General features: G+C 74.3%; 14 protein-coding genes. 5 read left to right on the top strand and 9 right to left on the bottom strand.

The features are described from left to right. Positions 1-274 precede the first annotated feature (274 nt). On the bottom strand, positions 275-3,994 hold the full coding sequence (locus ACTJIY_RS03640) for a PQQ-dependent sugar dehydrogenase (RefSeq protein ID WP_440673308.1): 3,720 nt from the start codon (positions 3,992-3,994) through the stop codon (positions 275-277). A 387-nt stretch (positions 3,995-4,381) separates the two neighbouring features. On the opposite strand from ACTJIY_RS03640, the gene ACTJIY_RS03645 reads away from it, so the two are divergent. Together ACTJIY_RS03645 and ACTJIY_RS03650 are read left to right on the top strand one after the other, a co-directional pair. After that, a complete protein-coding gene (locus tag ACTJIY_RS03645) occupies positions 4,382-5,251 on the top strand; it encodes a helix-turn-helix transcriptional regulator (protein ID WP_440673307.1) in 870 nt (289 codons plus the stop codon). A gap of 152 nt (positions 5,252-5,403) precedes the next feature. Then, positions 5,404-6,102: an SDR family NAD(P)-dependent oxidoreductase gene (locus ACTJIY_RS03650; RefSeq protein ID WP_440673306.1), complete on the top strand. Its 699-nt coding sequence runs from the start codon at positions 5,404-5,406 to the stop codon at positions 6,100-6,102. Between the two features lie 7 nt (positions 6,103-6,109). Here the strand turns inward: ACTJIY_RS03650 and ACTJIY_RS03655 are convergent, their stop codons facing one another. After that, complete coding sequence (locus ACTJIY_RS03655; RefSeq protein WP_440673305.1) at positions 6,110-6,703, bottom strand: TetR/AcrR family transcriptional regulator; 594 nt, start codon at positions 6,701-6,703, stop codon at positions 6,110-6,112. A gap of 90 nt (positions 6,704-6,793) precedes the next feature. Between ACTJIY_RS03655 and ACTJIY_RS03660 the strand changes: the two genes are divergently transcribed. Next, the gene (locus ACTJIY_RS03660) at positions 6,794-7,234 is read left to right on the top strand and encodes a DUF1772 domain-containing protein (protein WP_253051948.1); all 441 of its coding nucleotides are present in this window, start codon (positions 6,794-6,796) and stop codon (positions 7,232-7,234) included. A gap of 233 nt (positions 7,235-7,467) precedes the next feature. Here the strand turns inward: ACTJIY_RS03660 and ACTJIY_RS03665 are convergent, their stop codons facing one another. The 7 genes from ACTJIY_RS03665 to ACTJIY_RS03695 form a co-directional block, all read right to left on the bottom strand. Continuing rightward, the gene (locus tag ACTJIY_RS03665; RefSeq protein ID WP_440673304.1) at positions 7,468-8,088 is read right to left on the bottom strand and encodes a DUF1775 domain-containing protein; all 621 of its coding nucleotides are present in this window, start codon (positions 8,086-8,088) and stop codon (positions 7,468-7,470) included. Continuing rightward, positions 8,085-9,812, bottom strand: coding sequence for a copper resistance CopC/CopD family protein (locus tag ACTJIY_RS03670; protein ID WP_440673303.1), 1,728 nt, complete (start codon positions 9,810-9,812; stop codon positions 8,085-8,087). Before ACTJIY_RS03670 ends, ACTJIY_RS03665 begins: the two co-directional genes overlap by 4 nt. Before the next feature lie 3 nt (positions 9,813-9,815). Then, positions 9,816-10,553: a YcnI family copper-binding membrane protein gene (locus ACTJIY_RS03675; RefSeq protein ID WP_440673302.1), complete on the bottom strand. Its 738-nt coding sequence runs from the start codon at positions 10,551-10,553 to the stop codon at positions 9,816-9,818. 148 nt (positions 10,554-10,701) lie between these two features. Next, positions 10,702-11,238 (bottom strand): hypothetical protein, encoded by a 537-nt coding sequence (locus tag ACTJIY_RS03680; RefSeq protein ID WP_439158021.1) that lies wholly within the window; start codon positions 11,236-11,238, stop codon positions 10,702-10,704. An 88-nt stretch (positions 11,239-11,326) separates the two neighbouring features. After that, positions 11,327-12,025, bottom strand: coding sequence for a copper resistance CopC family protein (locus ACTJIY_RS03685; protein ID WP_440673301.1), 699 nt, complete (start codon positions 12,023-12,025; stop codon positions 11,327-11,329). An 89-nt stretch (positions 12,026-12,114) separates the two neighbouring features. Further along, the gene (locus tag ACTJIY_RS03690) at positions 12,115-12,810 is read right to left on the bottom strand and encodes a hypothetical protein (protein ID WP_440673300.1); all 696 of its coding nucleotides are present in this window, start codon (positions 12,808-12,810) and stop codon (positions 12,115-12,117) included. A gap of 10 nt (positions 12,811-12,820) precedes the next feature. Further along, on the bottom strand, positions 12,821-13,516 hold the full coding sequence (locus tag ACTJIY_RS03695) for a Pr6Pr family membrane protein (protein WP_439158018.1): 696 nt from the start codon (positions 13,514-13,516) through the stop codon (positions 12,821-12,823). A gap of 103 nt (positions 13,517-13,619) precedes the next feature. On the opposite strand from ACTJIY_RS03695, the gene ACTJIY_RS03700 reads away from it, so the two are divergent. Both ACTJIY_RS03700 and ACTJIY_RS03705 read left to right on the top strand, forming a co-directional pair. After that, complete coding sequence (locus ACTJIY_RS03700; RefSeq protein WP_440673299.1) at positions 13,620-14,906, top strand: amidohydrolase family protein; 1,287 nt, start codon at positions 13,620-13,622, stop codon at positions 14,904-14,906. Between the two features lie 133 nt (positions 14,907-15,039). After that, positions 15,040-15,462: a hypothetical protein gene (locus ACTJIY_RS03705; protein WP_253051930.1), complete on the top strand. Its 423-nt coding sequence runs from the start codon at positions 15,040-15,042 to the stop codon at positions 15,460-15,462. Positions 15,463-15,555 lie beyond the last annotated feature (93 nt).

Consider the following 15,555-nt stretch of genomic DNA (forward strand, 5'->3'; position numbering starts at 1 on the left):
TCGTCGTGACCGACGCGCTCCGGAGCGGTCGGACTGCCAGGACCCCGTCATCCTGCCGTCTCGACCCTCGGTCGCGAGGAGGCGCGGCGACACTGCCGCGTCCGCGAGGGATCGTGAGGAGGTGGTGCGCCCGCTGCGGGGCGTGCCGGCGCCGCCGGGGGGCGCACCACCGTGGAGAGGGTGGGGCGGCATCGGCCGCCGCCCCACGTGGCGCCCCGGTGTCGCCGGGTGAGACGGTGTCGGACGCCCGCCTCACCCGGCGCTCGGGATCAGATCAGCTGCACGAACGCGCGTCGTACGCGGCCGTGACCGTGTCCGTCGCTCCGTCCGGGTCGGTGACCGTGACGGTCACCTCACCGGCCTCGATCTCCGTGGCACGAGCGTTGAACGACTGGTAGGCGTTCTTGCCCGGGGCCACGTCCTCGAAGGTCTTGCTGCCGAACGGCGTCTCGATCGCGACGTCCAGCGCGGAGTCGTCCGCGTTGAGCGCACGGACCGCGACGTAGACCTTGCCGGCCATGCAGCGCGGCTCGACCGTCACGTCGACCTCCGGGGTGTCCGCACCGGCGGGGATGCCGGTGAGGTACTCGAAGCCCTCGACGGAGAACACGTCGTTCGCCGGCGAGCCGTCGTACTCCATGACGAAGTACGCCACGTCCGCATCGAGACCGGCCCGCAGGATGTCCTGCAGCGGCATGTCGCCCTCACCGAGGTTGGTGAACGTCGGACGCCCACCCGCGTTGAGGTTGGTCGCGTCCTTGATGTGCAGGAGCTCGATGCGGTCCGCGTACTCGTCGATCAGCGCCGGCACGTCCACGCCGGCGTTCGCCGCCCAGGCCGTGTCCAGCTCGAAGGCGACGTACTCGGGGTTCGTCTCCGCCACGAGGATCTCCCACGCGGAGGTCAGCTCACCGTTGTACTCGTACTTGGTGTTGAACTCCTGGTCGTGGTTGTGACCGAACAGCTTGCCGGTGCCGTTCGCGACCGAACGCTCGCCGAGACGGTCCATGGCGTCGGCCGTGGCCAGCACGTTCTCCAGGCCCCCGCCGATGCCGGGGGACGGGAAGCCGCCCGAGCCCACGTACTCCTGGCCCAGCGTCTTGACGTACGCGAGGGTCGCGTCGAAGGTGCCCTCGTTCACGTTGTAGTGCGAGGACGGGACACGAAGACCGGCCGCGTCGAACTGGGCACGAGCCTGCTCGGCCGTGAGGCCGGAGAAGTTCGACCCGAAGGGCTCGACGTTCTGGAAGCCGATCTCGCCCAGGCGGTCGTAGACGCCCTCCCAGCCGATCTGGCGGCTCCACGAGCTGAGCGAGAACAGCTGCATCGAGACCTTCTCCACCGGGATGGTGACCGGCTCGGTGGTGCCGTCGCCCACGGCGAACGAGAGCTGGTCGACGTCGACGCCGCCGGTGGTCGTCACGACGATCGAGCCCGACCCCTCGGGCACGCTGCCCAGCGTCTTCGTGACGTCCTGCCAGCCCGCGCCCGTGAAGGCGAAGTCGGCCAGCGGCTCGGCGGACTCCGACCCCTCGGCCTGCCAGCTCAGCGTGACGGTGCCCTCGCCGCTGCCGCGGACGGTGATCTCGTCGATCGCCTCGCCCGTCGGCGCGTGGACGAGCGCCAGCGGCTGGTAGGTGAAGGAGTCGCCCGCGTCGAACGAGGTGACGTAGCGCCCGGCGTGCGCCGCCGGGTCCTCGACGACCTCGACGCCCTCGGCCGCGTCGTACCACTCGGCCTGCTGCGCCTGCGGCTTGAGGATGTGGGTGGCCTCGCCGCGGATCGACGGGACGGTGCCCTGCGCCTGGTCGTTGTAGGTCACGACGAGGGTGCCGAAGATCTTCTCGCCCTCACCGTGCTCGACGGCGTCCGGGCTGGTCTGGATCGTGAAGCCGCAGCCGGCCTCCGTGTCCGCGGCCCGACCGCTCACCTCGGGGTGCGCGTGCGTGTTGTGGCCCAGCCCGAAGGTGTACTGGATGTTGCGGCACACCGGGGTGTCGCCGTCCTCCGCGTCGTGCACGGAGACGGTGTACGGGACGGCGTCGCCCCAGTTGAAGATGGCGCCGTCGGGCTGGCTCAGCGTGATCTCCGGAGCGGTGTTCCCGACCGTGATCTGCTGGATCGCCAGACCGAACTTGCCGCCCTCGTCGGTGACGCGCAGCTGCACGTTGAACTGGCCGCGCTCGGTGAACGTGTGGGTCACCGTCTCGCCCTGGGCGTCGTACACGCCGTCGGAGTTGAAGTCCCAGTCGAAGGTCAGGCCCGCGTTCGGGGTCTCGGCGTCCGAGGTCCCGGACGCGTCGAAGGTCACCTCGAGCGGCGCGTCCCCGCCCGAGGTCGGGGACGCGGAGATCGCGGGGCGCGGGGTCTTGTTGTCGGAGCCGTAGGTGATCCGGTACAGGCCCGCGTCGGGGTTCTGGCGGAAGAAGCCGTCGCCGTACTCCAGCACGTACATCGTGCCGTCGGGGCCGAACTCCATGTCCATGACGTTGTCCCAGATCGGCTGGTTGACCGTCTCCAGGTGCGCGTTGGGCAGGAAGTCCTCGACCGCGGTGACCTGACCGGCCGACGACAGCTCGTCCAGCGTGAAGGCGACGACGTAGTCCTGCGAGAACTCCGCCATGAACGGCTTGCCGTCCCAGTACGCGGGGAACTTGCCCGGCGCGTCCGGGTAGTCGGCGGAGCGGAAGATCGGCCCGCCCATGGGCGCCTGACCGCCGCCGCCGAGCTCGACCAGCGGGTCGAGCAGCTCAGGCTGGTCGCCGGGGCGGTCGCCGTAGTAGACCTGCGGCGCCGTCGCCGGCGGCAGGACGTCGAGGCCCGTGTTCCACGTGGAGTTGTTCTTCGCCCCGGCCTCGCAGTCGAACCACTCGCCCGGCGTCTGCGTCGCGAAGTCCCACTCGTTGTAGTTCGCGTTCGGGCCGTGGCAGTACGGCCAGCCACCGTTCATCGGCTCGGTCGTCAGCTGCCACTCCACGTAGCCCATGGGGCCGCGGTTCGGGTTGGCGTTCGCCGCGTCGGGGCCGTAGTCGCCCCACACGAGCGCGCCGGACTCGATGTCGTAGTCGATCCGGAACGGGTTGCGCAGCCCCATGACGTAGGTCTCGTTGCGCACGAGGTCCTGGACGTCGTCGTACTGCGGGTCGTCGAAGAGGTTGCCCTCGGGGATCGTGTACGTGCTCCCCGGGCCCACCTCGGTGCCGGGGGCGAGGTCCTCGATCGGGTTGATCCGCAGGATCTTGCCGCGCAGGTCGTTGGTGTTGCCCGCGCCGCGACGGTCGTCGAAGCCCGGGTTCATGCCCGGGGCGTTGTTGTTCGGCGCGTACCCGTCGGCGCCGGGCGTGCCCGCCGGCGTGTTGTCACCGGTGGACAGGAACAGGTTCCCGTCGGCGTCCCACGCCATGTCCGCGCCCACGTGGCAGCACTGGCCGCGCTGCGCGTCGACCTTGAGGATCGCGCGCTCGGTGGAGAGGTCGATGGAGTCGGTCGCCGGGTCCCACGTGAACCGCGAGAGCTGGTTGTACCCGAGCCAGCGGTCCCAGTAGCTCTCGTCCTCGCCCGCCGGCAGCGAGTTCGGCGCGCTGCCCGACGGGGTCGTCTCCGGGTACTCCACGCCGGAGGGCGACGTGCCCTCCATGACGCGGGGCGCGTAGACCAGGTACAGGTAGTGGTTCTCCTCGAAGTTCGGGTCCAGGGAGATGCCCTGGAGCCCGTCCTCGGAGTTCGCGTAGACGTCGAGCTTCGCGATCTGGGTGGTCAGGCCCGTCGCGGAGTCGGTGAGGCGCACGACGCCGTCGCGCGAGGTGTGGAGGACCCGCGAGTCCGGCAGGACGGCGAGGTCGATCGGCTCACCGGTGTTCTTGCTCAGCAGCACCTTCTCGTAGCTGTCCCAGTCGAGAGCCGCTTCGGCGTCCGCGGCGGCGGTGACCGCGGTGCTGTCCTGCTCGTGCCCGGGGTGGGCCGAGGCGCCGCCGATGGTCAGCGGTACCAGCACGGCGGCCGACGCCGCCGCGGCGGCGTAACGAGACCACCATCGGTGGCCTAGTGGAGTTCTGTGCACAACGTCCTCCTTGAGGCGTTCGGGGGAACCAGACAGCCGCAGCGGTCGAGCGGGACGCGGGGTCTCCACCTCCACTCCGTTGTGGCTCACGCCGGTACAGGCATGGCGAGCCCTCGACACTGAGGCTGCGCTTGCGACGGACCGGGGATGCCCGGTACCCGACGAAAACCGACCGTACCTTCGAGATTTACTTTTGTCGACACCAAGACGAAAGTTGCATGCTCTTCAGCATTGTTGTGTTAGCCAACTATGCAAATGGCCCCGAGGCGCTGCTTCTCGTCGCCGCCTGCCGAGCCGGGGTCCATGGCCTACTTTCGAGCCATGGATGCCCGTGCGCTGGTGCGCGACTTCCTCGTCGCGCGACGCGAGAGGATCAGCCCGCAGGAGGTGGGGATCACCCCGCGCCCGGGGCGCAAGGTCCGCGGCCTGCGCCGCAGCGAGGTGGCGACGCTCGCCGGCGTGAGCGTCGAGTACTACACGCGGATCGAGCGCGGCGCGATCTCCCGCGTCTCTCCGCAGGTGCTCGACGCGATCGCCCGCGCGCTGCGGCTCGACGAGGCCGAGCGCGCACACCTGTCGAACCTCGCGGAGATCGTCGCCCGCGGCGGAGAGGCGGACCGGCGCACGAGCACCCGGTCGTGGCAGCCGCACCCCAGCCTCCAGTGGGTGCTCGACGCCTTCACCGCCGGACCTGCGTTCGTCCGCAACGGAGCGATGGACATCCTCGCCGAGAACGCCCTGGCGCACGCCTTCCACCAGGACCTGCACGACATGCCCGGGACGCCGAACATGGCCCGCTTCACGTTCCTCAGCGACCGTGCCCGGGCCTTCTGCCCCGACTGGGACGTGTTCGCGGACATCGCGGTCGCGATCTTGCGCACGGAGGCCGCGCGCGACCCGCGCAGCGCCGACCTGCACGAGACGGTCGAGGAGCTGCTCTGCCACAGCGCCGAGTTCGAGACCCGGTGGCGCGCGGGCGAGGTCCGCCGGCACGGCACCGGGCTCAAGACGTTCCGCCACCCAGTGGTAGGGGAGCTCACGATCGCCTACGAGGCCTGCGCCATGGAATCCGAGCCAGGACTCACCCTCACCCTCTACTCCCCCGAGCCTGGGTCGACCTCGGCGCGGCGGATGGCCCGGCTCGCGGACCTCACGGGGGCCGGCCGACCGCCCACCTCGACGACCACCTGAGGACGGCGTCGACCGCGATGCGGTCCGCCGCCGTCTCACCGGGCGGTCAGGGGTCCTGACAGGGACTCCCAGCACTCCCCTCCACCTGTCTACCGTCCGGTACGCGCGACGGCCAGGGCCCCGCGCACGGTGACGACGGCGAGGGAGACAGGATGACGACCGTGGCGATCGTCGGGACGAGCGCGTCACGCGGTGCGGCGATCGCGCGGCGCTTCGGGGCCGCGGGTCACGACGTCGCGTTCGTCTCCCGGTCCCTGGACCGCCTCGGGCCGGTCGTCTGCGCGCTGCGCGGTGAGGGAGTGCGGGCGCGGGTCTACGCCGCGGACGCGCACGACGCCGACGCGCTGGTCCTCGCGCTCGACCGCACCGCGCAGGACCTGTCGGCGATCGAGGTCCTCGTCTACGACCCACCGTCGGCGCCCGGTGCGCGCCAGCACGTCCTCGAGACGTCACCCGAGGAGATCCAGGACGCGGTCGACCGGGCCGTGGTCGGCCTCGTCACCGCGGTCGAGTACGTGGTCGGAGGGCAGCGCGTTCTCGGCCGGGGATCCGTCCTCGGCATCACCGACGACGACGCGCTCACCGGCAGCCCGCTCGCGGCCGGGGCGGCCGTCGCGGCCGCCGCCGTGTCCGCGTATCTCGGCATGCTCCGGGACGCGCTCGCACCGGACGGGATCCAGGTCGCCCGGCTCGTCACCGCGGGCGCCGACGAGCACGGCGACCCGAGCCTCGACCCGGCGGAGTGCGCGGAGCTCCTCTGGCACCTGCACACCCACCCGGCGCAGCGGACCGCGTCCGTGGCGGCCGCGACCGACGCCCCCCGTCGGGTGCCGGACGGACGGACGTCGTGACGCGGGGTCAGCCGACGATCCGGCGGACCAGCTCGTCGACGCGCCGGTCGTCGTTCCCGACGGAGAACCTGCCCGCGCGCTCCAACGTCGCGACGCCGTGCATCGCCCCCCACACGACCTCGGCAGCCGTGCCCGGGTCCGCCGGCGGGCGGTCCAGCGCGAGGAGCGTGTCGACGATCGCGTCGAACCCCTCGCGCATCGCGCGCGGCGTCTCCTCGGACGCGAAGGCGGCCCGGATCGGCAGGTGGAACATCGCCTCGTACGTCGCCGGGTGGCGCTCGGCGAAGTCGAGGTAGGCGAGCACGAGCGCGCGGACCCGGTCCTCGCCGCTCCTGTCCGCGCCGGGCGCCGGACGGGCCGCGGACAGCGCGACGGCGAGCTCCTGGAAGCCGACGAGCGCCACCGCGGTGACGATCTGGGACCGGCCCTCCGGGAAGTGCCCGTAGAGGACGGGCTGGCTGTAGCCGATCGCGTCGGCGAGCCGACGGGTGGTGACGGCTTCCCATCCCTGCTCCTCGGCGAGCACGCGCGCGGCCGCGACGATCTGCGCTTCCCGCTCCTCGCGGAGCCGTGCCTTGCGGGCTGCTGCCGGTGTGCTCACAGGACGAGTCTAGCGTCGCTAGATTGTCCGTGCTAGTTTTTCTAGCGTTGCTAGATTCTCCGCCCGTTCCCTGGATCGAAGGAGCCTGACATGCAGTGGTTGCCGATCGTCGCGGTGGTGGTCGTGGGGCTGATGGTGGGGGTCGAGGTGTCGGTCGCGTTCGTCGTCAACCCGATCGTCGACCGGCTGCCGGGGAACGCGGGCCTGCTCGCTCGGGCCGACGGCGGCCGGATGCTCGGGCGGGCCATGCCGTTCTGGTACTTCGGCTCGCTCCTGCTCACCGCGGCCACCGCCCTCGTGCTCCCCGACGGGGCGTGGGCGGCCTGGACCGCCGCCGCAATCCTGGCCCTGAGCATCGTCCTGTCGGTCGCCGTGCTCGTCCCCATCAACAACCGCGGCAAGACGTGGACCCCCGAGACCGCGCCCGCCGACTGGCGCGAGCAGGCCCACCGCTGGGACCGGTACCACCTCGTCCGCATCGCCCTGCTCGTCGCCGCGTTCGCGCTGCTGGCCCTCGCGGTCGCGGCCTGACGCCGCCGCGCAGGGGCCCGCAGACAGAGGAACCGGTGGCGATCCGCCGCGAGAGCTCCCCCCAGCGAAGCTCTCGTCGCGGACCGCCACCGGTCCAGGTGTCGCCGCGTGACCCGTCGCGGCGACGTCCCCCACCAGTGCAAGAGGCGCTGGGCGCATGTTCGGGACGTTCACGAACAGTGATCTGGATCACAGTACGACGGGTGCGGTCCCGACGCCCGCGCAGCGACCTCTCAGGTGGCCCGCAGCCGACGCCGGGCCGACCAGCCGCCCGCGACCCCGATCCCGAGGGCTCCCGCCACGACGGCGGCGACGAGGGGCGCCGTCGGCGTCGCGGACGCCCCGGCGACGACGGGCGCCGGGGCGAGCGACGCCGCGGTCGCGACGAACGTCGGCGCGGGCCGGGCGCCGGACGGGTCGGTGTCCGTCCACGCGTACGACTCCCCCGACGGGCACTCCTGCACGGCGGGGAAGACGAACGCCTGCCCGACGTCCCCCGTGACCCGGACGTCGAGCGTGTAGGCCGCGCGCTCGCCGTCGGGCACGGGCTCCCCGGACCAGGCCACCGCGTCGTCGGTCATCTCCGAGGTCCATCCGTCCGGCTGGCCGGCGGCGAGCGCCTCGACGCCCTCGGGGAGCGTGACGCGCAGCGCGTCGGTGGGCTCGCCGTCGCACCCGTGGTCGAACGTGAAGGTGAGCGTCGACGTGCCGTCGCCGTGGGGTTCCACGGTCTCGATGAGCACGTGCGCAGCCGCCGGGCCGGCGGTCAGCACGGCGAGCGTGCCCGCGGCGACGGCGGCGAGGACGACGCGCAGCCCGCGCCGCCCGGGGAGCGACCGCTGGGGACCGGTCATGAGGACACCTCCACGGGGATCTCGACGATCGGGTTCTCGTACTTGGACGTCCGGACGCTCACGTGCACGGTCCAGTCGCCCGCCATCGGCAGGTCGAGCGTCGCCTCGTACGCGCCCGTCCCGGTCTGCGTGAGGGGCCGGGTGAACGGGCCGAGCGCGGGGTCGGCGAGCGTCGTCGACAGCTCGGGCACGGCGACGGGCTCCAGGGGCTGCCCGTCGGCGTCGAGCAGCTCGATCTCGAGCGCGTTGACGCCGACCCGGCCGGGAGTGATCCGCGCGCGCAGCGTCCCGTCGCCGAGCTCCTCGACCACCTCGACGGCCGGGGACGCGGCCTCCTCGGCGGACGGGTCGGCGGTGACGACCGGGCTGCGCGAGACGAGCACGCCCGTCACGACGAGCACGAGCACGAGCAGCAGGGCCTCGGCCGCGACCGTCCGGCCGAGCCGACGGCGCGCGGCCGCCCCGGCCGTCCCACCGACCTGCCGGGCACCTCGCCCGCCCGGACCGTCGTCGCCCGCGACCGCCGGGACGAGCCGGTACCGGTTCCAGGCCGCGATGCCGACGAGGCACAGCGCCACGCCGACCTTGACGAGCAGGGTCTGGCCGTACGTCGTCGACACGAGCGCGTCGAGGGTGCCGAGGATGCGCCACCCGAGGACGGTGCCGGTGACGGCGAGCGCGAGGACGACCCACGCACCGAGCGTCGAGAACCGCGCGACCGTCACGCCCGCACGACGCGTGTCGACGTGCGCGGACGGCGCGAGGACGAGCGCGAGGCCGACGACCCCGCCGAGCCACACGGCCCCGGCCACGACGTGGAGCGCGTCCGCCGTGACGACCAGCCAGGGCGGACCGAACGTGCGGGTGTGCCCCACGAGCACGAGCGACCCCAGAGCGAGAGCCGCCCCGCCGAGCACGACCCCGGCGGGCCACGCCGCCCGGGTCTCCCTGGCCGCGCGGGGTGCGAGCAGGGTCGTGACGACGAGCCCCGCGAGACCGAGCGCGCCCGCGAGCGTGGAGTCGGTCGTGACGCCCGCCGCCCAGGTCGCCGGGTCGACGAGCGCCCCCAGCCCGCCGCCGGCCTGCCAGGCCGGGGTGAGCGGGACCGCGAGCACGATCCCGACGACCGCGACGGCCAGGGCTCCACGCCGCACGCGCTGCAGGCGCCGACGCAGGACCGGCGCGGCCCCGGGCGACACGTGCAGCACGAGGAGCTCGAACCCCACGAGTCCCGCGACGAGGAACGTCCCCGCGTAGACCGCGGCCTGGTCGAGCGCGCGGACGGCGACGAGCGCCGCCGTCGGCTCGGCGACCCGGGCCTCGACGGACGTCGCGCTCGGCGCCCCCACGGAGAACGTGAAGGCCCCGGCGACGGGGTGCGTGTCGAGGGACACGACGCGCCAGCTCACGACGTACGTGCCGTCGTCGAGCGTCGTGGCCGGGGTGACGACGAGCGCGTCGTCGACCGCGGCGACGTCCACGTCGACGGGCGAGCCGTCCGCGGCGAGGACCGTCGTCCCGCCGGTCACGACCTGGACGGGCTCGTTGAAGGTGATGGTCAGCGCGTCGGGCGGTGCGTCGAGGACGGTGCCGTCCCGCGGGTCGGTGCCCACGAGGACGGCGTGGGCCGCGGCCGGGCCGCTCGCGAGGATCGCGAGCAGGACCGCGGCCGCGGCACCGACGACGACGGCCACCACCCGGCGCAGCACCGAGGGGCGGCCCACGGGTCAGGCCCTCGGGCGCGAGCGCACGAACCCGAGCGCCCCGAGCACCAGGCCCGCCGCGGCGAGCACGAGCGCCGTCCACGTGAGCGCCGGGGCCGGCCCGTCGGACGCGCCCGCCGACGCGGCGTCGCCCGACGCGTCCGCGTCGGCGGTGTCACCCGCCGACCCGTCGGCGACGGTCTCGGCCGGGGCGTCGTGGCCCTCGTCCTCGGCCGCCGTCAGCTCGACCAGCGGCGCGGGCGCCTCGAGGTCGTGCCCGTCCTCGCCCTCGGCCGCGACCTGCACCCAGGCGGTCTCGCCCTCGGCGCACTCCTGGACGGTCGGGAAGACGAGCGTGTCCCCCGCGGCGTCGGGGAGCTGGAGCGAGAGCACGAGGGCGTCGCGGTAGCCGTCGGGCAGCGGGGCCTTGGCCGTGTACACGACCTCGGCGACGCGCTCGGTGTACTGGCCGCCGTGCCCGTCGTCGACCGGCTCGTCGAGGGCCGCCATGACCTTCTCGACGTCCCAGCCGGGGTTGACGGTGGGCGTCACGGTGACGATCTGCTCGGGGACCTGGATGGAGACCTTCGTGGTCGGCGAGTCGCCGCAGCCGTGCGGGACGCCGAACGTGAGCAGCGCGTACGCGCCCGCGTCGGTCGTGTCCGGCGTGACGGTGACGTGGGCCGCCGCGGCGCCCGCACCGACGACGACGATCCCGGTGGTCAGGGCGGCGGCGCCGACGGCGCGCAGGGTCTTTCGCATGATGGTGCCTTTCGGGGAGAGGAAGACGGGGGGCTCCGGCGCGCGACGGCACGTCACGGGCACGCCCCGGCGCGGCCGGGCGGAGCCGGCCGGGCGGGCGCGCGGGAGCGGGACGCCGCGGAGGGTCCGCGGAGGCGTCCGGGAGAGGTCAGGCGACGGCGGGCGGACCGCGCCCGGGCGCGGCACCGCGCGCGAGGAGGTCGCGGACCGTCGGCAGCGCGCCGACGGCGGGAGGTGCCGCGCGGACGACGACGGCCCGCGGGCGGCCGGGGACCCGGCGCCCGGCGAGCCACGTCCACAGGCGCCACAGCACGGCGTCGCCGTAGCGCAGGACGAGCGCGACGGCGAGCGTCGCGACGGCGTGCGCGCCGAGCATCGTCAGGGGTGACGCGGCGTGCGCGTGCGCGGACGCCTCGGCCGGGGACAGCGCGGCGCAGCGGTCGAAGACGACGTGCAGCACGAGCTGGCCCGCGCCGAGCAGGCCGAGCAGCCGTGGCAGCCCGACCTGACGACGCGTGAGGGGTCGCACGGCGACGGCGGTCAGGACGGCGAGCACGCCGAGCGGGACGGCTCCGGGGTCGGTCCCCCCGGCGAGGCCGTGCGCGACGACGGACAGCCCGACGACCGCGGCGGCGAGCAGCAGCACCCGCACGCCGCGGAGCACCCCTGCTCCGGGCGACGTCACGGACGCACCCTAGCGGCAGGAGGGGTGCGCGCGGCAGGGGCGTCCGCCGTCCTCCCCGGGCCGGGGAGGACGGCGTGCGCCGGCACGGTCAGTCCTCGGGGTCGTGCGGCGCGTCGTCGCCCGTCGCGGCACCGCGGCGGCGCAGGACGATCACGACGACGACCGCGGCGGCGACCACGAGCGCGCCGAGCCCCACGAGCACGGGGACGATCGACGAGCCGCCGTCCTCCGCGTCCGTCGCTGCGTCCGTCGCCTGGGTCGTCGCGGGCTCCGGCGTCGTCTCGTCGGCCGCGTCCGTGGTGGCCTCCCCGGAGGCGGGCTCCTCCGGCGTGGCCTCGTCCGCCGTGGGCTCCTCGGCGACCGGCGCCTCGGGCTGGGCCGCGACGGCGAACGCGAACGTTCCCTCGATGGGGTGGCCGTCGGACGAGACGACGCGCCACGCGACGGTGTACGTGTCGCCGCCGAGCGCGACCGCCGGGTCGAGCGCGAGCGTGGCGGTGCTGCCCTCGATCGTCGGCGCGCCCTGCGTCACGACCGTCCCGGCGGAGTCCGAGATCACGACCTGCGGCTCGACGGGGAGCGGCTCGGTGTTGAAGGTCAGCGTGATCGCGGTCGGGGGCGTCGCGAGCTGGGCGCCGTCGGCCGGGTCCGAGCTGAGGATGCGGTCGTGCGCGGACGCCGGGGCGGCGGTGAGGGTCGCGAGCCCGGCGGTGAGGCCCAGGGCCAGCGCGGCGGCGGCGAGGAGGGCGAGGAGGGCCGACACGGGTCGGCGCAGGGAGAGAGTCATGAGGGTTCTTCCGTCCGAGGCGCGGCGGTGGCCGCACGGTGGTGCCCCGTGGCCCGGTCGTCACCGGGTCGGCCTCGTCGGGTGCCGCGTCAGGACGCGGCGAGGGGGCGCAGCAGTGCTCCCGACGGGCCGTCCGCCGTCGGGGGCCCGCGCGTCGGGGCACGGCGCGCACGCCACAGGGACGCGACGCGCACGGTGCGCGCCCCCGGCACGCCGGGACGCGCGCGCGGCACGACGAGGACGCGCGCGGGGAGGGCGCCGCGCGGCGTCACCCACGCGAGGAACCGCTCGAGGGCGCGCTCGCCGCGCGCGAGGACGAGCGCCAGCACGACGGTCGCCACGGCGTGCGCGACGACCATCCACAGGCCTGCCGCGCCCGACGTCGTGAGGTGCTCCGGGTGCACGAGGCCCACCCCGCCGGCGGCCGGGACCGGCGCGCCGACGGGTGCCGCGCAGACGACGTCGCGCACCGGCGCGACGTGGCCGCCGTGTCCGGACGTGACCCCGACCGGGACGCACGACCCGACGGGCGCGAGCACGACGAGCGCCTGGTGCAGCGCGACCTGGGCGCCGCCCAGGAGCACCACGAGCCGGGTGGGCGTGAAGCGCAGCCGGGCGGCCGCCGTCGTGCCGGCGAGCGTGAACGCGGCGAGCGCCGCGAGGACCAGCGGGTCCGGGAGGGTGCCCCCGGCGACGCGGTGGGCGAGCGCCGTCAGTGCGAGCACGAGGGTCGCCACGAGCGCGGCGCGCGCGACGCGCAGCGGACCGACGACCGGGGAGGACACGACGGCCACCCTAGCGCGACGCGGGCGCGTCGTCCGGGCTGCCCTCGGCCCCCGCCGTCTCCGGGGACGCCGGGGCGGGCGAGCGGTCCGCGTACCGGCCGATCGCCGGACCGGTGGGCAGGAGCCGGTCGATCCCGACGATGACGAGGCCGAGCACGAGGAAGCCCGCCCCGTAGAGCACGACGTTGACGAGCAGCCCGGTCCACCCGAGCGCGTCGAGGTCGACGAAGCCGTACGGGTACTCGCTGCCGGGGCTCACGAACCCGCGGATCGTCGTGAACGCGAAGTACGCGAGCGGGTACAGGAGCCAGCGCGCGGCGTCGAGGCCGCGCAGGCGCCGGTGGGCGTCGAGCAGGAGGAAGTCGACGAACACGGCGAGCGGCAGGAGCTCGTGCTCGATCTGGCCGTCGGTCAGCCCGAGGAACACGGCCGGGGCCTCGGGGTCCTCGGGCGCGAGCACGAGGTTCGCGACCAGCCCGGTGATCGCGGCGAAGAGCGTCACGCCCCCCTTGAGCCACCCCGGCGGCTGCCGGCGGCGCAGGAGCGACGCGACGCCCGCCCACGTGAACACGACGGCGATGAGGAAGCCGGTCTGGTTCGTGAAGTAGACGAGGCCCTCGATGTCGCCGTCGCGCCAGATGGCGCGCGTGCCGACGAGGGCGAGGACGACGAGGAACAGCCGGAACAGCCCGACGACGACGTGCATGCGAGCTCCTTCGCGCGCGGTGCGGTGGTGCGTTCAGGAGCCTAGTGCGCCCCGCCCACCCCCGCGCACACCCCCGACGCTTGCCCGGGGCGATGATGGGACCATGACGACCTCATCCACCCCCGCCCCCGGCTCCTCCCGCCCCGTCCCGCGCACCGCGCGCCGCACCGTCGCCGTCGTGCACGGCTACGTCGTGCCCGTCGCCTCGGACCCGATCGAGGACGGGACCGTGCTCATCGAGGACGGCGTCATCACCGCGGTCGGCGCGGACGTCGTCGTGCCCGACGGCGTCCCGACCCTCGACGCGCGGGGCCGCTGGGTGCTGCCCGGCTTCGTCGAGGCCCACGCCCACATGGGCGTCATGGAGGAGGCCGAGGGCTGGGCCGGCAACGACACCAACGAGATGACCGACCCGAACGGCGCCGCCCTGCGCGCGATCGACGCGATCAACGTCGAGGACGAGGGGTTCCGCGACGCGCTGGTCGGCGGCGTGACGAGCGCCGTCGTGAAGCCGGGCTCGGGCAACCCCATCGGCGGGCAGACCGTCGCGATCAAGACGTGGGGCGGCCGCACCGTCGACGAGCAGGTGATCCGCGAGGCGGTCTCCGTGAAGTCGGCGCTCGGCGAGAACCCCAAGCGCGTGTACGGGGACCAGAAGAAGACGCCGTCGACGCGGCTCGGCGTCGCGAAGGTCATCCGCGCGGCGTTCGTCGACGCGCAGAACTACGCCGCGAAGCGCGACGCGGCCGCGGCGAAGGGCGAACCGTTCGACCGCGACCTCGCGAAGGAGACCCTCGCGCGCGTCCTCGCGGGCGAGCTGTACTGGGACCAGCACACGCACCGCGCCGACGACATCGCGACGGCCCTGCGCCTCGCGGACGAGTTCGGCTACAAGCTCGTGGTGAACCACGGGACCGACGGCGCCGCCGTCGCCGACGTGCTCGCCGAGCGCGACGTGCCGGTGATCTTCGGCCCGCTGTTCACCTCGCGCTCCAAGATCGAGCTGCGCAACCGCGACATCGCGAACCTCGGCGCGCTGGCCCGCGCGGGCGTGCGCGTCGCGATCACGACCGACCATCCCGTCGTGCCGATCAACTTCCTCGTGCACCAGGCGTCGCTCGCGGTCAAGGAGGGCCTCGACCGCGACACCGCGCTGCGCGCGCTCACCGTCAACCCGGCGGCGTTCCTGGGCCTCGACGACCGGGTCGGCGCCCTCGCTCCGGGCCTCGACGGCGACGTCGTCGTGTGGTCGGGCGACCCGCTGGACGTGACGTCGCGCGCCGAGCACGTGCTCATCACGGGCACCGAGGCGTACACGTGGGACCCGACGGCGGCCGACGGCCGCGGCGCAGGCCGCGTCGTCGAGCGCGACGAGCGCTTCCGCCCCTGACCCGAGATCGACCCGCGCGGCCCGAGATCGACCTCCCGAAGGCCGATCTCGGCCGTACGGGTCGATCTCGCGCCGGACGGTCCGGCACGGGCTTCCCGTGGCGCGACCGGGCACGACGGCGGACCATCGAGACATGCGCACCCGACCCGGTCCCCCGTCCCGTCGGCCCGCCCGGGCACCCCTCGCCGGCCTCGTCGTGCTCGCCGGGCTCCTCGCCGCGTGCTCCGGCCCCGGCCCCGGCGAGAAGGACGTGGAGTACGACTCGCTCGACGCGCTCCACGAGGCCGCGACGACCGCGGGGCTGACGTGCCTGTCGTTCACGCCCGAGGACTCCGGTTCGCCCGACGTCGAGCTCGGCGAGTGCGACGACACCACGCTCCTGGCCGTCTTCGCGGACGACGTCGACGAGGGCGAGTTCCTCGGCCTCCTGCCGGTCGAGCCGCCCGTGGAGGGTCAGGCGGCGCTCGCCGGGCCGAACTGGGTGGTCCTCGGCGACACCGGCGACCTCCTGGAGACCCAGGCGGGGATCGGCGGCGACTTCCTCTCCGACCTCTGACCGGCGGCTCGCCGACCGTCAGGGACGGCGGCGCGGGACGGACCCGCCCCCGACCGGGGCGTACCCCCCCCCGCCCGGTCGGCGGGCAGGGGT

The sequence above is a fragment of the Cellulosimicrobium sp. 22598 genome (assembly GCF_052044445.1).
GTDB lineage: Bacteria > Actinomycetota > Actinomycetes > Actinomycetales > Cellulomonadaceae > Cellulosimicrobium > Cellulosimicrobium cellulans_G.